Origin of the sequence: Carboxylicivirga mesophila, from assembly GCF_018271975.1 — a bacterium.
Taxonomy (GTDB): domain Bacteria; phylum Bacteroidota; class Bacteroidia; order Bacteroidales; family Marinilabiliaceae; genus Carboxylicivirga; species Carboxylicivirga mesophila.
The window spans coordinates 225799-249624 of record NZ_JAGUCN010000004.1 but is presented as its reverse complement, the minus strand read 5'-3'; the positions used below and the strand labels follow the sequence as shown (position 1 = coordinate 249624).

Annotated in this window: 19 protein-coding genes and 1 riboswitch; of the genes, 13 read left to right on the top strand and 6 right to left on the bottom strand. The window is 40.4% G+C overall.

The window, feature by feature from the left end; all coding sequences use genetic code 11:
- Positions 1-179 precede the first annotated feature (179 nt).
- Positions 180-689 carry a bifunctional adenosylcobinamide kinase/adenosylcobinamide-phosphate guanylyltransferase gene (cobU, locus tag KEM09_RS05805; protein WP_212226659.1) on the top strand — a complete coding sequence of 170 codons (510 nt, stop codon included), beginning with the start codon at positions 180-182 and terminating at the stop codon, positions 687-689.
- Between the two features lie 635 nt (positions 690-1324).
- Here the strand turns inward: cobU and KEM09_RS05800 are convergent.
- The 6 genes from KEM09_RS05800 to KEM09_RS05775 all read right to left on the bottom strand — a co-directional run bounded on the left by KEM09_RS05800 (position 1325) and on the right by KEM09_RS05775 (position 12949).
- Positions 1325-2107, bottom strand: coding sequence for a hypothetical protein (locus KEM09_RS05800; RefSeq protein WP_212226657.1), 783 nt, complete (start codon positions 2105-2107; stop codon positions 1325-1327).
- Between the two features lie 50 nt (positions 2108-2157).
- Positions 2158-3741, bottom strand: a complete 1584-nt coding sequence (locus tag KEM09_RS05795; RefSeq protein WP_212226655.1) for a RagB/SusD family nutrient uptake outer membrane protein — start codon at positions 3739-3741, stop codon at positions 2158-2160.
- 11 nt (positions 3742-3752) lie between these two features.
- A complete protein-coding gene (locus tag KEM09_RS05790; RefSeq protein ID WP_212226650.1) occupies positions 3753-6923 on the bottom strand; it encodes a SusC/RagA family TonB-linked outer membrane protein in 3171 nt (1056 codons plus the stop codon).
- A gap of 455 nt (positions 6924-7378) precedes the next feature.
- Positions 7379-8245, bottom strand: a complete 867-nt coding sequence (locus KEM09_RS05785) for a BT_3044 domain-containing protein (RefSeq protein ID WP_212226648.1) — start codon at positions 8243-8245, stop codon at positions 7379-7381.
- Positions 8246-8268: 23 nt separating this feature from the next.
- Positions 8269-9825, bottom strand: a complete 1557-nt coding sequence (locus KEM09_RS05780; protein ID WP_212226647.1) for a SusD/RagB family nutrient-binding outer membrane lipoprotein — start codon at positions 9823-9825, stop codon at positions 8269-8271.
- A gap of 16 nt (positions 9826-9841) precedes the next feature.
- Positions 9842-12949 carry a SusC/RagA family TonB-linked outer membrane protein gene (locus tag KEM09_RS05775; protein WP_212226646.1) on the bottom strand — a complete coding sequence of 1036 codons (3108 nt, stop codon included), beginning with the start codon at positions 12947-12949 and terminating at the stop codon, positions 9842-9844.
- 548 nt (positions 12950-13497) lie between these two features.
- On the opposite strand from KEM09_RS05775, the gene KEM09_RS05770 reads away from it, so the two are divergent.
- The 12 genes from KEM09_RS05770 (at position 13498) to KEM09_RS05715 (ending at position 23825) form a co-directional block, all read left to right on the top strand.
- A complete protein-coding gene (locus KEM09_RS05770; protein WP_212226639.1) occupies positions 13498-13680 on the top strand; it encodes a (2Fe-2S)-binding protein in 183 nt (60 codons plus the stop codon).
- 435 nt (positions 13681-14115) lie between these two features.
- Positions 14116-16350, top strand: coding sequence for a molybdopterin-containing oxidoreductase family protein (locus KEM09_RS05765; protein ID WP_212226637.1), 2235 nt, complete (start codon positions 14116-14118; stop codon positions 16348-16350).
- Between the two features lie 12 nt (positions 16351-16362).
- Positions 16363-16896, top strand: a complete 534-nt coding sequence (locus KEM09_RS05760; protein ID WP_212189231.1) for a 4Fe-4S dicluster domain-containing protein — start codon at positions 16363-16365, stop codon at positions 16894-16896.
- An 18-nt stretch (positions 16897-16914) separates the two neighbouring features.
- On the top strand, positions 16915-17856 hold the full coding sequence (gene nrfD, locus KEM09_RS05755; protein WP_212226635.1) for an NrfD/PsrC family molybdoenzyme membrane anchor subunit: 942 nt from the start codon (positions 16915-16917) through the stop codon (positions 17854-17856).
- A gap of 33 nt (positions 17857-17889) precedes the next feature.
- Positions 17890-18414, top strand: a complete 525-nt coding sequence (locus tag KEM09_RS05750; protein WP_212189229.1) for a YeeE/YedE thiosulfate transporter family protein — start codon at positions 17890-17892, stop codon at positions 18412-18414.
- Between the two features lie 13 nt (positions 18415-18427).
- Positions 18428-19018 (top strand): YeeE/YedE thiosulfate transporter family protein, encoded by a 591-nt coding sequence (locus KEM09_RS05745; protein WP_212226626.1) that lies wholly within the window; start codon positions 18428-18430, stop codon positions 19016-19018.
- A gap of 50 nt (positions 19019-19068) precedes the next feature.
- Positions 19069-19689, top strand: coding sequence for a rhodanese-like domain-containing protein (locus tag KEM09_RS05740; protein ID WP_212226623.1), 621 nt, complete (start codon positions 19069-19071; stop codon positions 19687-19689).
- 109 nt (positions 19690-19798) lie between these two features.
- Positions 19799-19938: riboswitch (molybdenum cofactor riboswitch) on the top strand.
- Positions 19939-20066: 128 nt separating this feature from the next.
- Complete coding sequence (locus tag KEM09_RS05735) at positions 20067-20798, top strand: sulfite exporter TauE/SafE family protein (protein WP_212226621.1); 732 nt, start codon at positions 20067-20069, stop codon at positions 20796-20798.
- Positions 20798-21343, top strand: coding sequence for a molybdenum cofactor guanylyltransferase (mobA, locus tag KEM09_RS05730; protein WP_212226619.1), 546 nt, complete (start codon positions 20798-20800; stop codon positions 21341-21343). Before KEM09_RS05735 ends, mobA begins: the two co-directional genes overlap by 1 nt.
- Positions 21340-21879 carry a P-loop NTPase family protein gene (locus KEM09_RS05725; protein ID WP_212226617.1) on the top strand — a complete coding sequence of 180 codons (540 nt, stop codon included), beginning with the start codon at positions 21340-21342 and terminating at the stop codon, positions 21877-21879. Before mobA ends, KEM09_RS05725 begins: the two co-directional genes overlap by 4 nt.
- Positions 21866-23041: a molybdopterin molybdotransferase MoeA gene (locus KEM09_RS05720; protein ID WP_212226615.1), complete on the top strand. Its 1176-nt coding sequence runs from the start codon at positions 21866-21868 to the stop codon at positions 23039-23041. Before KEM09_RS05725 ends, KEM09_RS05720 begins: the two co-directional genes overlap by 14 nt.
- Positions 23025-23825, top strand: a complete 801-nt coding sequence (locus tag KEM09_RS05715) for a GTP 3',8-cyclase MoaA (RefSeq protein WP_212226613.1) — start codon at positions 23025-23027, stop codon at positions 23823-23825. Before KEM09_RS05720 ends, KEM09_RS05715 begins: the two co-directional genes overlap by 17 nt.
- Position 23826: the final 1 nt, after the last annotated feature.

Sequence of the window (23826 nt, the reverse complement as noted above, 5' to 3'; positions counted from 1 at the left end):
ATTGTTATTAATAGGGTAGGCTTATTATTTCTATAAATATTCAACTTCTCCGAAGTTGTTTTATTATCTCCAGCGGAGATAAATATTTGTAGATAGGTGCAATGTAAATAACCAATCAACCTCAGCGAGGTTGAATATATATTTAATCGGTTATTAATTATAAAAAAAAGGTATACAAGATGGCTAAAATCACACTTATCACAGGCGGCCAACGCTCGGGCAAAAGCAACTACGCACAGCAGCTGGCATTGCAGCTATCTCCCAACCCGGTTTACCTGGCCACGTCACGCATTTGGGACGAAGAGCACCGGCAACGCATCATCAGGCATCAGGCAGACAGAGGCCCCGAATGGACCAACATTGAGGAAGAAAAAGCCCTGTCGAAGCACGATTTTACCGGCCGGGTGGTGTTGATAGACTGTGTCACCCTCTGGCTAACCAACTTCTTTTTTGACAATGACAGCCATATCGACCAGTCGCTGGAAGAAGCAAAAAGTGAATTTGCCCAACTGATTCAGCAGGATGCCACCTTTATATTTGTCACCAATGAGATAGGCCTGGGCGGCATGCCCGAGAACCCAATTCAACGCAAGTTTACCGACCTGCAAGGCTGGATGAATCAGCACATTGCCCAAAGCGCCAATGAGGTGGTTCTTATGGTGTCGGGTATTGCCGTGAAGGTGAAATAAGAGGGTGCCTGAAAATCAAAAAAAGATCGTAACAACCTTATAATTCGTAAGCAACACCTCACCCCAATCCTCTCCTTGAAGGAGAGGATGCCCTGACTTAGCAAGATTATTCTATATTAGAGACTGTTGCTTTATTTGTGAAGTCACCTTCTCCTTGAGGAGGATTTATTCCGCCATAGCGGAAAGGCCGGGATGAGGTGATGAAGTTATAGATTGTTAGTATTAAAATTGTCTCTCTTCATAGAGAATACACTTTGATAAGCTCAATGAATACCTTTTCTGTTCCTACCATGGGATCGCTTACTTTTTCAGTCAGGCTCCTGATCCCACCATGGGAAAGCATAACTTTTCTGCCGTTCATTAAAACCTACCATGGGAAAGCCTGTCTTCTTCATCCGATGGTGTTTCCTGTCATGGGAAAGACAGCCTGTTTAATTGGGCGAGATTTCCTGCAACAGGAAAGCACCATGGATAGCTGCTACCGTCATACAATCAACTAAAAGGCATAAAAACGTTCATGATACAGGGAAACACCAACTGGTATGAAAGAAAACTTGCTTAGCAAGTCGTTGAGACTTTCAGAAAAAAAGGCACCTGCACAAGCAGGCACCTTTCTCAATCGTATCAATTGCCACTTATGGCATAGTTAATACCTCATCATAGACTCCCCATGTATGATCATATTCTGGTAAATAATGCTCTATTTCCATGGCAAATACCTTTTTCCCGTCGCCATTGGTTGAAACAGTTCCACTACCCGCGATACGAGCAGGCAGCTCAACATCAGTCTGAAACCAGGCCTTCTGCTCCGGTACCGAAACAATGCCTGCACCCTCATCCTCAATAATAAGAATATCATATCCATCCTCATATAAGGCTTCGGCTTTATAAATGCTCAATCCTTCTGCTTTGAAGATTTCCACTGTCCAGGCTTCTCCAAAAAATGTACTCACAAAGCTGGCTGTTCCCATCGACACAAATTTCAACTCCAGCTGGCCGTTAAATTCGGCCGTATTATACAGAGGTGATGCATTATCGCCTGTTACAGTCAATTCAAATGAATAAATTTTAGCCGGGTCAATGGCCGATGGATTGGTGGCTGATACAACCGCATAAGCTACTGCCTCACCATCAGCAAAGCTTATTGTTGTGCTTTCCAGTTCAAACAGTCCGGTGTCATCATTACTGGTCATCTCAAGGTTAGCCACCGTACCGCTCACATTCTTATAGGTCCGGTGAATCGGGAATGAGATACTATAATTATTATCAGCATTCAGCATGTAAGGTGCATCGATGGCCGTATGCGACACAGCAACATAATCAACACCTCCGGTATCTACTTTGGTCATCACATTATCCTGGTCACAGGCCGTTAATGCAACGACAGCAATCATTAAAATCAATAATATATTTTTCATCTGCTTATATTTTGTTTTTAAATTGTGTGAAACATTGAATCTGATTAAACCTACCATGGATTCTGATCTGCAGTGGCATCCAAGGCATCGTTACCATCAAATTCGGCCTGTGGAATAGACATCACCCAATCAGGACAAAGCGGATCTAAGGGATTAATATATGGTATTAATTCACTGTGGTTACTGCCATCAAAGTTGCGGGTAAATCCAGTACCCAGTCGCTTAATATCATAAATTCGTGATATCTCACCCCAAAGCTCTATGCGGCGTTGCAGCATAATCTCATCCATTAAAGTGATGCTACCCGATGCTGGCGTAGTAGGGCCATTATCACTATTGGTAGTAAGCGCTTTAGAATCGGTTAAGCCACTGATATCGTAGCCATCCTGGCGTTCTTTCATCAGGTTCTCCAGAATTGTGCGGGCTTCGGCATACTGCTCCAGCATACATTTAGCTTCCGCCTGCATCAGCATCATTTCCTCATGACGCATAAAAATATAGTCGCCAGCACCTGTGGCTACATTAGCAAACTGAAACTTAAACTGGTTATAACTCTTCTCTGTACCTGTGGCTTGTTCATCTTCTTCTGCCAATGGTCCGTACCACCAGTTTTTACGAACATCTGTTACATCCACCTGATCATAGAGCCAGTTACTGACGCAAACGCGGGCACGACTGGCATAATAATCAGACGATCGGGAATCCATATGGCCAAACAGCATCGCTCTACCGGCACCGGCTACCTGATCGTCTAATACTTCAAATCCCCATAAAACACAATTTTTACTGGCATCATTAAAGGCAAAACCTCCCGATATATCACCTGCAGGCAGCATCGAAGAGCCACCTTTTAATGCTTCAGTAGCTGCATCGTACGCTTCCTGCCATCTTTCCTGCTCAAGCATAATGCGTGCCTTCAATCCGTTAGCCGAATAGTAGTCTAAGTTAGAGATATGCACTCGCTCCTGCGCTTTATCAGGATCCAGGCGCACCAATGCACTGTCAATGTCAGCATTGATAAGCTTATATACATCGTTTAATGTACCTCTGCCAACGCCTTTAGTTTCAATGGTTGTGGGCTCAGTGTAAATAGGCACACCCGGTAAATCGCCACCTCCAACAGCAATTGACTGCTGATAGAAGCGGGCCAGGTAAAAGTATGAAAAGGCTCTTAAAGCAAAGGCCTGCCCCATTAAGGAGTTAATTTTACTTGGCGCTCCCTGCAACTCATCCTTTGATGCCAGAATAGAATTAACATTGGTAATTAAAGTATAGTAGAAGTTCCAGCTCGAATACGGACGCCCTTGTGTATTGGTAAAATCCGATTTCACCTGGTACATATAGTCGTAGTAGAACCAACCACTACCCATTTCGGCCTGTACCATATCTTCCGCCATCAGGTTACCCGAATGCACAATGGAGATATGTCCAAACTGCTCATGCTCCCATCCGGTACCCCACTCAGTGACATACATCGCGCGATAAAGTCCGTTGATGGTACTCATCGCTTTATCGACATCAGAAAACAACTCTGCACCACCTGCCTGGTCCGTTGGGAATGTATCCAGATTATCTTCACAAGCAGAAATAGCGATGGCTAAACAAACTAGTATAATATATTTAAGTTTCTTCATTCTTTCAGTTTTTAAAATTTAACATCGATACCAAACAGGGTCGTACTTACCGGCGTATAGTCATAATCAGTTGTACCAGTAAAGTTATATTGCGGATCTAAACCATCGAGGTGAGAGAACAGGGCAATATTATCTAAAGTTACATACAGGCGTACTTTTTCGATACCTACCGATGACACAAGGTCTTTAGGCAAACTATATCCGAGCGTCACATTTTTAATAGCAAAATAAGATGCATCTATCAGGCCAGCATCATTTTGTGCGCGTGCAAACCCGGTTCCGTTTTCCACTCGTGGAATATCTGTCATATCACCTGGCTCTTTCCAGGCTCTTTTAATATTCTTATGGTAATTAGCCCCCACATAGATGGGGTTCAATAAATCCTGGTATAGGTAATCGTAAACTTTACCACCCACTGAGAAGGTAGTTAAAAACGACGCATCAAAGTTACGCAGGAACCTGAATTCACTGCCAAATGAACCATAAAAATCAGGAATACGACTACCGCTAATAACACTTGAATTAACCGCTTCACTCTTCTGATCAGAAATGGAGTAAATACGGTTGCCATCCTCATCTTCTTCGAATACATGATACAGCTGAGCTCCATTAGTAGGATCAACTCCAGCACTCTTTGCCAGCCAGAATGAGTTAATCTCCTCACCCACACGGTTAATACGGATACCACTGATAATCTGTTCCTTTTCACCATCCAGTTTCAGTATCTCATTCTTTACGGTTGAAACGTTACCTGAAGCAATCCATTCAAAGTTGCTTGACTTGATGACTTCCACGGCCGTACTAAATTCGATACCTTTATTGGACATTTCACCTACGTTATCCCAGTAGTTGCGGAACCCGCTTGACAATGGCATTGGTCGTTGCATCAGCATATCAATGGTTTTACGATTATAGTATTCCAATGTAAAGTTGGCCCGGTTGAATATACGAGCTTCAACACCAATGTTAAAGTTCAGGTTTTCCTCCCATTTAATATTCTCATTACCCAGGTCAGCTAAACGAGCTCCCCCAAGCGTGGCATTAGGCCAGGTAAGGTCATATAACGTTTGCCAGGCATAGTAGTTATCTTCATCCACGGTATTGATATTATCATTACCCTGCAGTCCATAACTGGCCTTCAGCTTAAGGTTATCAATCATCTCCACGCCATCCATAAAGCCTTCTTCAGAGATGCGCCATGAAGCTCCAAGTGACCAGAAATTACCCCAGCGGTTATCCTTATGGAATCTGGATGATGCATCTGCACGGAAACTGGCACTTAAATAATAGCGATCTTTAAAATCGTAGGAGATATTCATAAAATACGATTCAATGGCATAATTATCTTCGTATGAAGTTAAATCTTTGGTAGTGGTACCAGGCGCCAATTCAGTAATACCGGCAAATGGGAAACCAGACTTTTCACCACGCATATAATTGTATTGATAGGCATAATTCTCATGACCCAACAGCACATTAAAACTATGTTCGCCTACGTCTTTGTTATAACGTAGCAACTGGTTCCAGGTATAAGCAAAGGTTCTGATATTATACTTGAACAAGTAGCCTTTTGCAGATGCATAATCGCCAAAATCAGGATTATTATACCAATAGCGGTTTTCATTAACATAGTCGAATCCCAGGTTGGTAACCAGACTCAGACCTTTAACAAAACCACCAATACCGTCACCAATCAGATCCACATGAAAACGCCCTGACAGGTTATCGAAATTACGAACACTCTCATCTTCATAAAGTGTTGCCACAGAGTTGAAATTAGCACTGGCCCCACTCGGACGGTTTGTACCGTAGTCAAACTGTTTCTCACCTGTTTCCGATAAAATTAAATCACCATTGCGTTCGCGTTGATAAACCGGATAAAGGGAAGGCATAAACTGTGCCGAATACCATACGTTGGAAGAAGCCGTACCTGTTGATGAAAGGTAGTCGGTTTTGGTTTTGGCAAAATTCACATTACCACCATACTTAAACCATGGCTTCGTTTCAAACTCAGCGCCAACTCTACCAGAAAATCTTTCAAAGTTGGTATTCTTCAATAATCCTTCTTCTTCCAAATAGGCGAAAGAAGAAAACACCTGAGTATTCTCAGTACCGCCATTAATCATTATCTGGTACTCCTGACGAACTGCATTATCGTTGGTTATCTCATCCTGCCAGTCACTTTCAAAAAGCAGATTAGCATTAGGATTTACCTTACCTGTTGCAGGATCGATAAGGCTGGCCACCGGCATATCATAGAAATTGTATTGCTCGTCAGAACCAAAGATACCATTGTTACTAACCATTTCAGCAAGTGCCAGTTCACCAGCCAAATGAGGTGCCACATTCTTCTGATAGATCAACTGGTTTTTGTAGCCCTGAAAGGCTGTCTCGATGTACTCTGTCGCATTCAGCGTTTCGTAAGGCCTGATAGCGCGGTTTGATATACCACGGGATACTTTAAGCTCAACAGATGTTTTGCCACTTTTACCTTTTTTGGTTGTAATAAGTACAACACCATTGGCACCACGTGAACCATACAAAGCACCTGCCGAGGCATCCTTCAACACAGTAACAGATTCAATATCGCTGTTACTTATGGCATTCATATTACCATCATACGGAACGCCATCCACCACATAAAGAGGAGCATTACTGGAGTTAATGGAACCAAAGCCCCTGATACGAATGGTCGCTCCTTCTCCAGGCTGTCCCGAACCGGAGGTGGTTTGCACACCTGCAACCTGCCCCTCCAGAGCCTTTGTAATATTAGACGCAACACGTTTCTCCAGTTTTTCAACTCCTACAACTTCAGCTGAGCCGGTAAAAGATTCCTTTTTGGCGGTTCCATAAGCCACCACCATCACCTCACCAACCTGCACTTCATCACCTTCCATTTCTACATTAATAATAGTATTGCCATCAATTGGTATTTCCTGCGTATTCATACCAACAAATGAGAATATGAGCGTAACTGCATCATCGGGTACAGCTAGAGAGTAATTACCGTCATAACCAGTAACGGTACCAATGGATGTGCCCTTCACCACAACCGATACACCCGGTATTGGCTGACCATCTTCTTTATCGGTTATTTTACCTGAAATGGTCGTTGTTTGAGCAAACATAACGTTGAGTCCGACTAGTAGAATTGCGGACAGTAGACATGCTAATCTTTGCATAGACTAAAGGTTTTAATTAATAATTGCGATTAGTGCCACTAGGGCTTAATTAATATTTTATAATTCACACAACTATTAAACCTTTAGCATAGCGATAACCTATAAACTCGTGGTTTATTCAGTTTTCGAAAAAGGAATAATTAAAATCTATTGGGACTAGATTTTGGTTTAAGTTAATACGATTTTATCTGTTCGTATGAATTGTTATTTCAACTAATAGACTAAATAAAAATCGTCGTTTCGAACAACCAATTAAGGCATTCGAAATACTAATTTAATCATTTAATACGAAATAACAACATTTAACTATTTTTAATTTATTCGTTAAATTTTTAAAATCTGGTGTAATTCTAATAAAAATCAGAAGGGGTGCCGCCTGACACCCCTTCCTCACACAACTAAACCTTTAATCTACGTTCCATCACAGCTTAAAAGTTTATGATATTTCATTTTACCTATTGAGCAGGCGTAAAAATCTCATGGAAAGTCCTATAACCTCCAGAACCCATATACTTATAATATAGGTAAATTGTACCCGTTTCAGGATCATACCTTGATTCTAAATCAGGCTGATATGAATCCCCTAAAGAAACGTCGTAATCCCAATTTTCTGTAGTAATTGAAATACTATTATCATCCTCAATTGTAATATAAATATAAGCATCAGTCCAGCGGGCAAACCATGTTTTACAAGTTTTTGCATCAATTGCTACTAAATCCTTTGTCTCAGTAGTCTCTATATAAGGCTCATCAACATTTGTATCAGGACCGCCACCGGCAGTTGGATGCCAATATGTTATAGCCGCATCATACTTACCTGCAAAGAAGTTAGCAACCCCAACAGTTGTTTTTGAGTTATTTACAACTTCTCTGCCATCTTCCATTACTGCAACATATTGGAAAGTCCAATAGTCACCAATATTCAAAAGTAATTCATCATCTGGTAATTCATATCCGGGGATAGAGATTCCAGCTTTAAGATCTGAATAAGTAAGCGTTAATTTAGATGATAAATTTTCGTTTACATTACCACTTGAGATATCCATTGTTGACATTAAAACTTCTCCAGAGGTCTCTTCTAAGGCGTTATGCGTAAAAGTTTTTAACACTTTTAGTGAAACAATCCCAGGACCTTTCGGAATATCAATAGTCACATCAAAAGAAGGTGTACTTCCCAATTTATATGGCACAGATCCTGTTGCTTCTATGTATCCACCTGTATTAACTCCATCAGTCATTAAATCATCTCCATCTAAGCATGAAGTGAAAACCACCAATGATAGCGTCAGAATACTAAGTGTATATTTTAAATATTTATTCATGATACTATTTTTTTAATACATTATTAATTTACATCCCACCATACAGGCGTTAATAAATCATCTTTACCCTGAGAAGCAACAGCTGCTTCAACATTTGTTTTATTTCTAGAATACTCATCAGATGGATAAAAAACTCTAATTGGCATCTGACCACTTAATACTCCATCAACAGCTGGTGTTAATACAGGCAAGTCTAAGCGTCTCCATTCAATCCAAGATTGTAATCCTTGATCAAACATAGCTACCCACTTTTGAGTGGCAATTTGCTCCATTGCATTAGCTGGATCATAAGCCCATCCACCCCAATCAATAAAATCCTGATATCCATAATCTAATATTGGAGTTACTTGATCCCAACCCCATGAAATAAATGCAGTTTTCCAATACATTTCAAGCTTTTCGCTTAACTCATCTCCATATTTGTAATATGATGACTTAATTCCTTCATAGTAATATTCCTCAGCTTTTGCTTCTCCACCAGGAATATAAGCCTTGTGAGCGGCTTCGGCTAAAATGAATTGCAACTCAGAATACGTCATTAATACACCTGGAGCTGTTGCTTCTGTATATAGTTCTCCTAATTCAGAAGTCTGCTTTAATCCATTACCTAAATAGTTAGCTGCATCTGAAGATTTCATGCCATTTGGCAAACCAACAAAATCACTACTAGCCTCTGCTAATTCAGCATAGATAGCTACACGATAATCAGCACTAGGTGCATCAGTGTACAATAAGTCAATTAAGGATGCAGATACCCTATGATCATCTCTGGTCTTTCTGTTTTCGTTGATTGGATGGTTATTTGGAGCCGAACCCAGATAATTTAATTGCGCATCATCAACAAATCCCGTAAAAATTGGATAAGTCTCTGGAGCATTTAACATTTTTGTCATCTCAGTTGTAACAAATCCCTCATCTCTAGCAGACATCCTCAATAACAATCTCAATCGAAGAGAGTTAGCAAACTTCTTCCATGAATCTATATCGTTATCGTAAAGAATATCACCCTTAATAGAGCTCCCGCTTGCATCCAATAAAGAATTAGCAGTCTCTAAGTTGGCAATAAGAGCAGTATAAATTGATGCTTGCGAATCATAAACTGGTGATACAATAGCTTCAGAAGCTGACCCCTGCCAAGCCTGTGTATACGGAACATCACCATATAGATCTGTCAATAATGAGGTTATGTACGCTTCTAACACGAGCGCAACTCCCTTATAATTATCATTCTCTCTTAATTCTGCTACCTGCTTAATTAAGGCCACATCCTGACCAGATGTCGCATAAAGACTACTCCATGCCGCATTAATAACAGAAACACGAGGTATATAACGATCTTCATCAGTATATTGCACCTTAGCCATGTGCTGTACCCAGCAAGAGCCCATTTCATGACCTAAAAAGATGTTATGAACTCGATCACTCAGTTGCTCTATGGCATTGGTCAATAACATATCCGGTGCAGCCTGCTCTAATGCAGGTTCATTAGGGTTTTCATTAATTTCTGTCAGCTCATCAGTACAACTACCAATGCTTACTAACAATGCACCTATAAGTAAATATTTAAATATCTTATTCATTTCTCAAGTAGTTTTATTAAAGTTTAAAACTTAAGCTGAAACCAAGGCTTTTTGCTGATGGAATTTGTCCAAACTCAAGACCTTGTACATTACCATTACCAAATGCAGATTCTGGATCGACATGAGGAACAGTTGTATATAAAATCGCTAAGTTACGTCCCACAACAGATAAGTTAACATCCTTAATTGGAGTATTTCCTATCTTTTTAAAAGTGTAACCTAAACGTACTTCTCTAAGCTTAACAAAACTCGCATCAAATACACTTGATACGCCAATATCATTCGAGTAAGCATTTTTATTGAAGTCTTCAGCAGACACTACAACATCATTAGGCACATAAGTACCATCAGATAGTTCTTTAACGCCCTTACCAACAACACCGCCTTCTCGTCCAATCAAAGTTTCTTCAAGAACACCTGCATAACGACCCCACGTAGTTGTCATTGAGTACATATCACCACCCCATCTTGCATCAATCAAGAAAGATAGATCAAAGCCTTTGTACCTAAAATTATTATTAATACCTCCAGTCCAGTCAGGAGTTGAGTTCCCTAAAACTTTTAAATCACCCTGATGAGGTAAACCATCGCGGAATATAATTTCTCCATCGTCATTACGTTCAAAATCATAACCAAAAAGAGCCCCATATTTTTGCCCAGGTATAGCCATCACCTTCATACTCCAATATGAACCAAGTTCATATTGATCAATCCCCTCAGCTAATTCAACTACTTCATTTGTGTTCTTAGCCCAGTTAACATTCATATCCCATTGCAAACCTGAAGGAGAATCAATAATGGTACCTCCTAGAGATATTTCAACTCCTTTATTGTCAATACGACCAGCATTAATAACTTTCGAAGTATAACCTGAAGCAGGAGAAATAGGAGTAGCAATAATCTGATCTGTCGACTTATTATTATAATAGGTTAAATCTAGACGCAAACGAGAGTTAAAGAATGCGAATTCACCACCAACCTCAATTGACTCTGTAAAAGCAGGTTTAAGCTCAGCGTTGGGTAATTGATTAGGAACAGCTTGATTAAGAAGCTTAGTACTTGCATTCCAACCATCACCAAAGGCTAATGTTGGATATAAGCGGTAAGGAGCAGTATCAGCACCAACCTTTGCCCATCCTAAGCGAAGTTTTGCAAAATTCATTGTAGAAGAACTCATACCTAACATATCTGTAAGAATTCCACTAAGTGTAACAGATGGATAGAAATATGAATTATTACCATCTGGCAAAGCACTTGACCAATCATTTCTTCCTGTAAAGTCTAAAAATAGATATGAGTTATAACTAACCTGTCCAGAGAAATATAAACTATTAATACGCTTTGTGTATTGAGCGTTATCAGCAACTTGTGGAACAAGTGAATTTCTCACATTATATACACCCGGAACAGCTAGTTCAGGAGCCTCAACATAATCCCATGAACGCTTATAATCCATTCTATTTCCACCAACACTCAACGATGTTTCAAAAGCATCAAATTTTTTATTAGCAGTAACGAGGAAATCAGTATTTGTTTCCTTGTGCATAGTCATTTGTTCATTGTAGAACCCATTAGGATAGTCCTGCATTCCTACTGCCCTGCGAGTGGTATTCCAGTTTGAGTAATAATCAATACCCGAACGAACGAAAGCTTTTAGCCAAGGAGTAAATTCATAACTGGCCATTACATTACCAATTAAACGCTCCCTTTGCAATGTATTTAAGTTCTCATTTAACGTTGCATACGGATTGTTGTGGTAATTATAGTTCCAGTTATACCAAGAGCCATCAGGATTCTGATAATTTTTTAGTTTAGATAAATCTACCTGACGACCGAACCATACGAACTGTTGCATAACATTATCTGCATCGTACCCATATCCAGGCATATTATCACTTTCTACTCCAATATATTGACCAGATGATGATACTTTGAATTTATCTGTTAAATCAATTTGTCCATTAAAAGAAACTGTATTCTTTTTATAGTCAGTGTTGTTCAACATACCATCTTGGTTCATATTTGTGTAAGCTATCCTAAAAGAGGCATTCTCTGAGCCTTTTCTAAAACCCACACTAGTAGTTGATGTAACACCAGTTTCGAAGAAATCTTTAATATTATCTGGATGTGAAACCCAAGGCGTAGCTTCTCTAACACCATTTTCATCTACAGGAGAATCAAACTGTGGAATCATTAAACCAACATCAAGCTGAGGCCCCCAACTTTCATCTGTTCCATCATTAACACCGCCGCCTGAACCATCAACATATTCAAACTGTCCAGCAGAACCTTGTCCGTATTTATTTTGATAATCAGGTAAACGAAGAGGAGTTTCAAATGTGGTAGAGTGGTTAAAATCAATTCCAATCCCTTTAGTACCTTTACCCGACTTGGTAGTAATTACAATAACACCATTTGATGCCCTTGATCCATATAGAGCCGCAGCGTTAGGACCTTTAAGCACTGACATAGATTCTACATCATCAGGGTTAATATCCTGAACACCTGAGCCTCGGTTTGTACCAGAAGTACCAGTATTACCAAAGTTACTGTTGTCAATAGGTACACCATCAACAACAAATAATGGCTGATTATTACCATCTAAGGAGCTAACACCTCGCAAAACAATTCGAGATGAGGCACCAACAGCTCCAGATGTATTTGTAATCTGAGCTCCTGAAATTTTACCTTGTAATGTATTTACTACATTAGTTTCCTTAGCTTTGGTAATCTCATCACCCTTAACATCTTGTACTGCGTAACCAAGCGCTTTCTTTTCTCTCGAAATACCTAAAGCCGTTACAATAACTTCATCCACTCCAATCGCTTCGGATTCAAGTACCACATTAATGGTGGTTCTACCTCCAATAACGACATCTTGTGTTTTCATACCAACAAATGAGAACAACAAATTTGTTGCATCATCGGGTACACTTAAAGTATAGTTACCGTCAACATTTGTAACGGTACCAATAGTTGTTCCTCTCACAACAACTGACACACCCGGCATTGGTTCACCAGATTCACTATCGGTTACAAGACCGGTAATGGTTGTTGTTTGAGCAAACATTGCGTTCAGTCCCACGAATAAAATCAGGGACGCGATTAATGCTAATCTGCGCATAAAACAAAAGGTTTAAGTTAATAATAGTGATAAAATTATAGCGCGAAACACGCTAATTAATTCATAGAGTCACACAATGAATCCGTCTAAACATGAATACTGGCGAATATTCCTAGACAGAACAACAAAGTGAGATCTTAATAAAAATAAATAGGAATGTTTTTTTTTGAAATACGGTTTCTAGTGTTCATGACTAAAGGTTTAAAAGTTAATAATGGCGATAAAGGTTAAACTTTTATTTAATTGTGTTGTATTTTTTTAAAAAGTGTCAATTGGCGAAATTGACGCTTCAAAAGTATAAAAATATTAATTTATCACAAATTCATTTCTTTTAATTGCTATTTATAATTTTAACAATGTTTTCAATCACTTTTCATTAATTCCTCTAAATCAAAGAGCTAGTCAAATATACTTTTTAGATTTTTAAAAGCAAAATATTTATGAATATTTGTTAATTTATATTAATTCTCTTTTACCCCTTATATTTCACATGTCTTCATTAAAAAAACACCCGAAAGCTATATTTTTGCATGCTAAAATTAAATACTATGAGCAAATTAATATGTCTTTGCAATGGAGTTAGAGAGAAAGAGCTTATTGAAGTAATACACGGTGTTGACATAGCATCTCTTGAGATTATCCAGAATAAAACCGGAGCCGGCACTAATTGTGGCAGGTGTATTAACACCATTGAGGCATTTCTGGAAAAGCAGGAATCCAAACACAACTAGTATGCTTTGACCAAATGATTGTTGTGTTTTCAAGTATAATGATTAGTTACCTATATTAAATGCATAGGTAAGTTATTGGCAAGTTGTATACTATTCATTTTTAGATAAACCTTCCAATGCTTTTTAGAAGACTTCTTATATTTTTGTTAATCTAAGATACTCTTCCACACACAAACAAAATACAAACTTAGTATTAGTATTGAAATGAACATTACTTGTTCTACGCACATCTTTAACTCACGAATTTTAAATACTATTACATCCTTATATCTGCTTTCTTTCCATAACTCCTGTGGACTTGTGCTCCATTGTCCTTATGTATATTAAGTCTAAATATTGATTAATCCAAACATCTAATTATTCACCAATCCACACATCTAGTTATCTATATATTTTATTAGTTTTGCCCATACAACATTCTAATTCAACAAGCCAATGGGTAAGAACAGAAGAGATTTCATTAAGATTTCGGCACTTGGAGCTGCAGGACTCGTTGCTGGCACAAGATATTTAATGGCTCAAAATCAAATAGTCATCCCGGAAAATCCGAAAGGCCCCTGGCGGATGCCGCATGATTTGGTTAGAACACCAACTTATTGCGAAGTGTGCTTTTGGAAATGCGCTGGGTGGACCTACAAGAATGACGCAGGTCAGATTCAGAAAATCATTGGTAACGATGATGATCCTAATAGTAATGGTCGCTTCTGCCCTAGAGGAACTGGCGGGGTTGGCATGTACTATGACGAAGACCGCCTACAAACGCCTCGCATTAGAGTAACAGGTGACGACGGAAAACAAACATTCAAAAAAGCAACATGGGACGAAGCTTTTGACTTTATTCAAAAAAAGCTTGAAAAAGTGATTGAAGAACATGGCCCGGAATGCATTGCCTTGTTCACACACGGCTCCGGAGGAACCTACTTCGGAAATTTGTTAAAATCACTCGGTTCTCAAAATATTACCGCACCATCATATGCACAATGCCGTGGTCCACGAGAAGTTGGTTTTATTGCCACCTTTGGTGAAGGTTTAAGCTCTCCAGAACCAACTGACATCCGGGACAGTAAATGCATGGTTCTGATAGGTTCGCACATTGGTGAAAATATGCACAATGGGCACGTCCAGGAAATGTCGGATGCCATTGATAAAGGTGCTACAATTATCACGGTTGATCCTCGCTTTTCTACAGCTGCAAGTAAATCTAAATACTGGTTACCGATTAAGCCGAGTACCGATTTGGCATTGCTAATGGCCTGGATTCACGTTTTGATTTATGAAGAACGATACGACAAGAAATACGTTGAACAATATACATTTGGCTTTGAGCAGTTGAAAGAACATGTGAAACACATGACACCTGAATGGGCCTATGGAATAACCACTATTAAACCGCAAGTGATTCGTGAAACAGCCCGTGAAATGTCTTATGCTTCACCTGCTACGATTGTTCACCCGGGGCGCCACGTCACCTGGTATGGTGATGACACGCAACGCTTAAGAGCTGTAGCAATCCTCAATGCCTTATTAGGTTCTTGGGGTCGCCGAGGTGGCTTTTACATTCCTGATAAAGCCAAAGTACCAGGAGTGCCTCACCCGCCGTATCCAAAACCACGCAGAACATGGCGCGATGCCATGGGTGGTAAATATGAATTGGCTGACTTGGCATTGGCAAACGGCGTATGTGATGCCACCATTCCTTCTGCAACAATGGATTGCAGCATTAAGGCCTGGATTGTTAATGGGACTAACCTGATTGAGACACTACCCAATCGCCCCAATACCATGGAAGCCATTAATGCCTTGGACCTAATGGTAGTGGTAGATACTATGCCAATGGAAATCACTGGATATGCTGATGTGGTTTTACCTGAATGCACATATCTTGAGCGTTATGATTCACTGAGGGTTACACAACATCGCGAACCGACCATATCATTGCGCATGCCGGCTATGAAGCCAAAATATGATTCAAAACCGGCCTGGTGGATGGCCAAGAATCTGGCTGAAAGACTGGGAAAAGGCGAATACTTCCCGTTTGATTCTATTGAAGAAGAATTGGACTACCAGCTGAAAAAAGTTGGTTCATCGCTGGACGAAATGCAGCGCATAGGCGTAAAAAAACTGCCGCGTGCCTACGATGACTTGTATTATAAAGATGGTGAAGAGATTGAGTTCAATACCAATACCGGAAAAATTGAATTGTACTCCACATCACTTGAAGAGTATGGCTTTGATCCGATGCCAAAATACACAGCTCACCCTGAACCTCCTGCAGGCTACTACCGATTGATATACGGAAGAGCTCCAATGCACACATTCTCACGTACAGCCAACAATCCTAATCTGACGGATTTGATGGATGAAAACACAGTATGGGTAAACCCTAAAGTGGCGAAAGAATGGGGACTTAAAAATGGACAGGAAGTATACCTTCAAAACCAGGACAACGTGATTTCTACATTCCCGATTAAAGTAAGAGTTACAGAGCGTATTCGTTGGGATTCGGTATATATGGTGCATGGATTTGGACATGCCAACAAAAAACTGAGTCGTGCTTTTGGTCGTGGCGCAAGTGATTCGGAATTAATCACCAATGTTATGATGGACCCTATAATGGGTGGCACAGGTATGAGAGGTAATTTTATCACATTTAGATTTAATAAAGCATAAGGAGAGACAGCTATGAGATATGCAATGGCCGTAGATACGAAAAAATGTGTGGGCTGCAGTGACTGTGTGGTAGCTTGTCAGACAGAAAATAATGTTCCCATCGGGTACTGTCGCGACTGGATTGTGGAAGTAACAGACGGAACTTATCCACAACTGGAACTGGAACATCGCTCAGAACGATGCAACCACTGCGAAAATTCACCCTGCGTAAGATGTTGCCCAACAGGTGCCAGCCATTATAGTGATGGCGGAACTGTAATGGTTACCAAGAATAAATGCATTGGCTGCGGAGCATGTATTGCCTCATGCCCATATGATGCGCGCTATACACATCCTGAGGGATACGTTGATAAATGCACCTTCTGCCTGCATAGGGTTAAAAAAGGACAGCAACCTGCATGTGTGGCGGTGTGTCCAACAAAGTGTATGTATTTCGGAGATTTAGATGATCCGAATTCAGATGTGAGCCGGGTAATTAAAAAGCGTAAGTATAAAACGCTTATACCCGAAGCAGGAACGAATCCTCAATTATACTTTTTGATATAAACCATTCAAAAGAACAAAATGAGAGAAGAATTAATCGTAAGCGGACGCATGAATCCTCATATCGATCCGCAATTACAAATATGGGAATGGCACATACCTGCCTACTTATTTTTGGGTGGTTTAGCAGCTGGAATACTATTCTTTGCGAGTTACTTTTATATTAAAGGTAAAAGCGAGGAATACCCAACAGCCGTTAAACTGGCTCCAATATTCACCCCAATACTTATTGGTTTAGGCTTATTATTTCTGCTACTGGATTTAAAGCACAAACTCTATTTCTGGAGACTTTATACAGCTTTTAAAATAGAATCACCTATGAGTTGGGGTGCCTGGACACTGATGGCTATTATGCCGTTATCAGCAATTTGGGCTGCTTTTAATATTAAATCATTATTCCCGAAATGGGACTGGAAATTTGATATAGTTAAAGATGCCATAAAAGTGCTTGAAGAATACAAAACCCCAATAGCATGGGCAATAATGATTCTTTCAGTTATACTTGGTATCTATACGGGAATTCTACTATCTGCTTTTAATGCCCGTCCACTATGGAACACCTCCATATTAGGCCCACTGTTTTTGGTGTCGGGTATGTCAACTGGTGCGGCAGCCATTATCATTCTGTCCAAATCAAAAGCGGAACGCCACACTTTTGCTAAGATTGACTTATTGCTCATTGCCATTGAACTATTTCTTATCATCCACATGTTTATGGGCTTCAGGGCCAGCTCGCAGGTGCAAATTGATGCATCAGCCATGTTCCTCGGAGGTCAGTTTACCGCACCTTTCTGGGTACTTGTGGTTGGCATGGGCTTAGTTATACCAGCCGCATTAGAGATACTGGAGATGCGCCATAAAAAGATACCCTACATGGTGGCTCCTGTACTGGTGCTGTTCGGCGGTCTGTTATTTCGTTTCATCATGGCCTATGCTGGTCAAATGAGCCGATGGTTGTATTAAAACTATAGTGATCAACAATATAAACGCATATAAATGAATAAAGAACAAAGTAAAAAGTACATGAACCCATATATGGGAGGTGTACTATTAGGACTTGTGTTACTGACTGCCTTTTATTTCTCGGGCAGAGGATTAGGAGCGAGTGGTGCTGTAAAAAGTGCAGTGGTTGCTGGTGTTGAAACAGTTGCACCCGCACACGCAGAAGCAAGCGATTTTTATACCAATTACAAAGAGTCGCACAGTGGCGGACCGCTAAAAGATTGGTTGGTTTGGGAAATGTTAGGAGTTTTAGTAGGTGGATTTGTTTCGGGTGCCATTGCTGGTCGTTTGAAGTTTAAAGTGGAACATAGCCCCAAAATCACCAGTAAAACACGTTTAATATTTGCTGCTCTTGGAGGCATTCTGTTTGGGTTTGGTTCTCAGTTGGGCCGCGGTTGTACCAGTGGCTCGGCTTTAAGTGGTATGGCGGTATTATCCCTCGGCGGATTTATCACCATGGCATTTATTTTCGGAACTGCCTTTGCATTAGCTTATTTCGCACGTAAATTATGGATTTAATAAAAACACAGATATGGGACCTTTAATTGTATACGAATATATTTCAGAGAATACCAATTTGCTGATGGCCTTCATCATTGGCATTGCATTTGGATTTGTACTTGAACGCAGCGGCTTTTCTTCATCACGCAAATTAGCCGGCATGTTTTATGGTTACGACACCACCGTTCTCAAGGTATTTTTCACAGCTGCCATTGTAGCGATGCTTGGTTTATTATTCTTCAGCCTGTTTGGTTGGATTGACTTAAGCTTAATATACATCAATCCTACCTTCCTATGGTCTGCCATTGTAGGTGGTGCCATTATGGGAGCTGGCTTTATTCTGGGTGGCTTCTGCCCGGGAACAGCCTTCTGTGCCTTATCAATTGGCAAACTGGATGCCTTAACATTTATTGGCGGTTTGGTGATTGGCGTGGTTATCTTCACTGAAGGTTTCCCGCTGTGGGAAGGACTCTTCTATGCCGAAAACATGGGAACACCTACGATTAATAACCTGCTTGGATTATCACGTGGCGCTTTTGGCCTCATTCTGATTTTGGCAGCCTTTGGGATGTTCTTTGTTGGCGAATGGGCCGAGCGCAAGTTTCCGAGGGAAGAGTACTAATTGTACTGTGACAAATTGGATTAAATGTTAATCATTTAAAATTTAGAGACATGAAAATGCGATTAAAACTGGCCATGGCAATCATTCCTCTGGGAATTATAATTGCAGCAGTGCCTGAAAACACGACCAGACCATATAAACTAACCGCACCTCAACTGTTAGACGAAGTAAAAGAAGGGATGCAATTTGTATCGACCGATGAAATAGCAGATATGTTGATTCAAAAGGATCCTTCATTGCAGTTGATTGATGTGCGCGATAAAGACAGCTACGATAAATTTCATTTACCAGGAGCTATTAACATTCCATTGGCTGACCTTCTGTCGGTTGAAAATGAAGATTACCTTAACCAGGATGTTAAAATGAATGTATTCTACTCCAATGGAACAACCTCATCTAACGAAGCCTGGATGATTACCCGCCAGCTTGGATATATCAATAACTATGTGATGCAAGGCGGATTAAATCATTATGCTGAAACCATTATGAATCCATCAGCACCGGCATCAACAAGTCCTGATGATGAGTTTGCAAGATATGATTTCAGGAAAGGTGCCAGTGCAGCACTCGGTGGCGGCAACGTAAATGCTGCTACTGAAGATGCGCCATCAGCACCAAAGCCAACCATCAAAAAAAGAGCGAAGAAGAAGCGCGTGGCAGGTGGCTGCTAAACTACACATCCAATAATTCTTTTTGTATCTTTAGTTACAGAAAGTTACACATGAGATACACCGGATGCCTGTTCAATAGAAAATAACCGGGCAGGCATCCACTTTTTAGCATGAGAAGTTTCTTCGAGTAATTACTCCTAAATCAAAGGACATGGGGTGCTTACCGATGGGATTGGTCGGAAACAATCAATCCTCCCGATTTCTGAAATGGCTCAGAATGACTTGGAAAGGAGAAAGGAATAAGAGTATTTGCATAGCTTGATGCTGAGTTAGTGTATGCGTATAATGCTTAATTAGCATTCAGCAACTAAGGCACTCAAACAGCTAAATAGCATTCCCTTTCTGCTTTCATTTATTTAGTATCAATTATTAATAGAATGGAAACAGAATTTCTTTTTTACCTGGCTATATTTTTCACTTCTATCCTCTACTCCTCAGTGGGGCATGGTGGTGCAAGCGGCTACCTGGCAATAATGGCTTTATTTGCCATTGACCCAATTTATATGCGGGCATCCGCTTTAACGCTTAACATGTTTGTAGCCGGTATCTCTTTTTACCATTTTTACCGAGGCGGTCATTTCAGGTTAAAGCTACTTTTACCGTTTATTGCCTTGTCCATCCCCATGTCATTTTTTGGTGCCCGGCTTGATGTTAACCCCTATACCTATAAAATTATCCTCGGTATTTTCTTATTGATAGCTGTAATAAGGATGCTTTTCTTCACCAAGTCAGAGAAAGAGCCGAAGCCTATATATTTGCCTTTAGCACTGATTTTTGGCGCTGTGCTAGGTTTTTTCTCGGGCATGATTGGCATCGGAGGAGGCATCATCCTGAGCCCCTTGCTCCTGCTCATGGGTTGGGCCACAATCAAAGAAACAGCAGCCATCTCAGCCATCTTTATCTTTCTGAATTCGGCCAGTGGCATTCTAGGTGTTATTGCCAAGGGATTTGAGCCTATCAGCAGCATATACATTTTGATTGTTCTTGGAATTATTGGCAGTATTATTGGTTCGCAACTGGGACAAAAAAGGCTGACACCCCGCTACCTGATGTATATGCTATCATTTGTGTTGCTGTTTGCCAGTTTTAAACTCTTTTATTTTGCCTGATGAAGTCAATAACAGGAATCATATTAGCGGGAGGACTTAGCTCACGCATGGGACAAGACAAGGGATTGATCCAATACAAAGGGCGTACTTTGCTAGAGTACTGCATAAATGCTCTTAAACCTATGTGTTCGGAAATTATCATCAGCTCTAACAATTTGGAATATGAGCAGTTTGGCTTTCGGGTGATTGCAGACGTGTATCAGAAAGTAGGTCCTATTGGCGGCCTTTACTCCGCTCTGGCTGAAGCTGGCAATGAAGATGTTATTGTATGCCCATGCGATATGCCCTTTATCACCACCGAACTATTCGATAAGCTATTGAATGAAAAAGGTGAAAATAAAGCCGCTATTGCCGTATCTGCTATCAACAAAATATATCCCACATTAGGCTATTACCATAAAAGCTGCTTGCCGGTCATTCTTCAATTCATCGAGCAAGGACAATATAAACTGCAACTATTGATAAAAGAGCTAAAGGCTCAAACTATTTTGATTGAGGATGATAAAAGTCTGTTAAACTTTAACTCACCGGAGGATTTAATTTGAAACAATACCCTAATATACTAATGGTGGCCGGCAACGGGCGAAATGTTGGAAAAACACTCCTGTCGTGCCGCATAATAAAGCACCTGGCTGAATCTACCGATGTGTACGCTGTAAAAATATCATCGCACTTTCATTCTCTGGATAATGAGGCGCACATAATAACCTGCACTGATGATTTCTGCATTGTGAAAGAAACCCTGGATACCCGAAAAGACAGTTCAAGGATGCTGAGAGCTGGTGCAAAAGAGGTTTTATACGTACAATGCAAAAACCAAAATCTACCACAGATGTTTGACAATTTACAAGCCTTTTTAACTATTGATAAGCCGGTTATTATCGAAACAGGTGGTTTGTACAACTATATTAATCCTCACACTTTGTATTACATCAAAGGAGAAGATTCATCAAAGCAAAAGCCAATGCGAGACGGAAATAATATAATTATGCTATCGCCTGATGAAGCTTTAGCCTTCAATGTTGAAACTATATTTTCAGATGGGCCTCAGTTCAAAATCCGGAATTATGAGAAAGTATAAAGACGCACTACAAATAATAATTGATCAAGCTGAAACGCTACCATCAGAAAGCGTTTCACTTATGCATGCCTATCATCGCGTTTTGGCTGAAGGTGTTTGCATTGATATGGATATGCCGCCATTTAATAAATCAGCCATGGACGGATATGCTTGCCGCAAAAAAGATCTGAATAACACACTTACGTTAGTTGAAACCATTTATGCGGGCAAGAAACCAGAATACAATATTGGCGAAAACCAATGCGCTAAGATTATGACTGGTGCAGTTGTTCCGGATGGTGCTGACTGTGTATTCATGATTGAAGATGCAGAAGTGATTGATGAGAACCATGTCCGCTGCACCAATATCCATACCAAGAGTAACATAAGCCTTCGGGGTGAAGATGCTCAATCTGGCGATTTACTGCTCCCGGCATCTACCATGTTAGAAGCACGCCATATGCCACTATTGGCTATGGCAGGTAAAAGCACTGTTCAAGTATACAGGCAGCCTCAGGTAGCTATAATTGCAAGTGGAACAGAGCTTGTTGAACCCCATGAAACGCCCATGCCATTTCAAATTCGAAATTCCAATTCATCGCAATTACTGGCCCAGCTGCAGCAGCTCAATATCAATGGCCATTACAAAGGAATAATTAAAGATGATGGCACACAACTGATCGAACAAATCAGCATTGCCTTGCAGGAAAATGATGTGCTGATATTAACAGGTGGTGTTTCGGTTGGTGAATACGATTTAATACCGGATACACTTCAAAATCTGGGTTATGAAATAATAGTATATAAAACGGCCATCCAACCAGGTAAGCCCATGGTATTTGCCAAAAAAGGAAAAAGTTACTGCTTTGGGCTTTCCGGCAACCCGGTATCGTCATTTATACAGTTTGAATTGTACACACGACCATTTCTATCAGCTTTAATGGGCCATCCTTATAAACCCAAAGAGCTGATGCTTCCTCTAAACACTGATTTTAGCAGGAAGAAAGACGCTCGTTTGCTCTTTGCACCAGCTATCATCAATGAAAGCAGTGAAGTGGTGCCCCTTGAATTTCATGGTTCGGCGCACATTAACGGCTTGAGCAATGCGCAGGTGCTATTTGAAATACCTATAGGAGTTAAAGAACTTAAAAATGGAGATTTAGTCAATGTTAGATGCCTATAACAGAAAAATTACCTACTTACGTGTATCGGTAACTGACCGGTGCAATTTAAGATGCCGCTACTGCATGCCTGAAGAAGGTATTCAGCTGTTAAAGCACGATGATATTTTATCATTGGAAGAAATAGCAGAGGTGATTCGTGAGGGCGCTAAAATGGGTCTGAAAAAGATACGACTAACGGGTGGAGAACCTTTGGTGAGAAAAGGGATTGTTCAGTTGGTGGAAATGATTAAGCAAGTGGAAGGCATTGAGGAAATTGCCATGACTACCAATGGCGTTTTATTGGGTGAATACGCCAAAGACCTTAAAAAGGCTGGCCTCAATCGTGTCAATATCAGTCTGGACACGCTTGATGCAGAAGAGTTCAGAAGCATTACCAGGCTGGGCAATATTAATGATGTTTTAAAAGGCATTAAAGCGGCACGGGAAGCAGGTCTTACGCCTATTAAAATCAATGTGGTCAAAACAAAGTTCTCAAACAAACAAAACATTGATGACATTAAGCAATTCTGCCTTGATGAAGGCCTGAACATTCGCTTTATTCATCAGATGGATTTGGAAACCGGTGATTTCTCGGTTGTTGAAGGTGGAGAGGGTGGCAACTGTCAGCTGTGCAACCGTCTTCGCCTTATGGCCAATGGCGATATTAAACCCTGCCTTTTCAGCAACAGTGGCTTTAATGTTAGGCAGCATGGCATTAAAGAAGCTTTTCAATTGGCCCTGGGAGCCAAACCACTGGAAGGTACCATTAATCAAAATCATAAGTTTTACAATATTGGAGGTTAAA

Excerpts from the sequence above, each read along its gene's own strand:
- KEM09_RS05800 (WP_212226657.1), bottom strand. The coding sequence starts at position 2,107 with ATGAAAAATATATTATTGATTTTAATGATTGCTGTCGTTGCATTAACG.
- KEM09_RS05785 (WP_212226648.1), bottom strand. The coding sequence starts at position 8,245 with ATGAATAAATATTTAAAATATACACTTAGTATTCTGACGCTATCATTG.
- KEM09_RS05775 (WP_212226646.1), bottom strand. The coding sequence starts at position 12,949 with ATGCGCAGATTAGCATTAATCGCGTCCCTGATTTTATTCGTGGGACTG.
- KEM09_RS05740 (WP_212226623.1), top strand. The coding sequence starts at position 19,069 with ATGAAAATGCGATTAAAACTGGCCATGGCAATCATTCCTCTGGGAATT.
- KEM09_RS05760 (WP_212189231.1), top strand. The coding sequence starts at position 16,363 with ATGAGATATGCAATGGCCGTAGATACGAAAAAATGTGTGGGCTGCAGT.
- KEM09_RS05795 (WP_212226655.1), bottom strand. The coding sequence starts at position 3,741 with ATGAAGAAACTTAAATATATTATACTAGTTTGTTTAGCCATCGCTATT.
- KEM09_RS05765 (WP_212226637.1), top strand. The coding sequence starts at position 14,116 with ATGGGTAAGAACAGAAGAGATTTCATTAAGATTTCGGCACTTGGAGCT.
- KEM09_RS05720 (WP_212226615.1), top strand. The coding sequence starts at position 21,866 with ATGAGAAAGTATAAAGACGCACTACAAATAATAATTGATCAAGCTGAA.
- KEM09_RS05715 (WP_212226613.1), top strand. The coding sequence starts at position 23,025 with ATGTTAGATGCCTATAACAGAAAAATTACCTACTTACGTGTATCGGTA.
- nrfD (WP_212226635.1), top strand. The coding sequence starts at position 16,915 with ATGAGAGAAGAATTAATCGTAAGCGGACGCATGAATCCTCATATCGAT.
- KEM09_RS05735 (WP_212226621.1), top strand. The coding sequence starts at position 20,067 with ATGGAAACAGAATTTCTTTTTTACCTGGCTATATTTTTCACTTCTATC.
- mobA (WP_212226619.1), top strand. The coding sequence starts at position 20,798 with ATGAAGTCAATAACAGGAATCATATTAGCGGGAGGACTTAGCTCACGC.
- cobU (WP_212226659.1), top strand. The coding sequence starts at position 180 with ATGGCTAAAATCACACTTATCACAGGCGGCCAACGCTCGGGCAAAAGC.
- KEM09_RS05780 (WP_212226647.1), bottom strand. The coding sequence starts at position 9,825 with ATGAATAAGATATTTAAATATTTACTTATAGGTGCATTGTTAGTAAGC.
- KEM09_RS05745 (WP_212226626.1), top strand. The coding sequence starts at position 18,428 with ATGGGACCTTTAATTGTATACGAATATATTTCAGAGAATACCAATTTG.
- KEM09_RS05790 (WP_212226650.1), bottom strand. The coding sequence starts at position 6,923 with ATGCAAAGATTAGCATGTCTACTGTCCGCAATTCTACTAGTCGGACTC.
- KEM09_RS05770 (WP_212226639.1), top strand. The coding sequence starts at position 13,498 with ATGAGCAAATTAATATGTCTTTGCAATGGAGTTAGAGAGAAAGAGCTT.
- KEM09_RS05750 (WP_212189229.1), top strand. The coding sequence starts at position 17,890 with ATGAATAAAGAACAAAGTAAAAAGTACATGAACCCATATATGGGAGGT.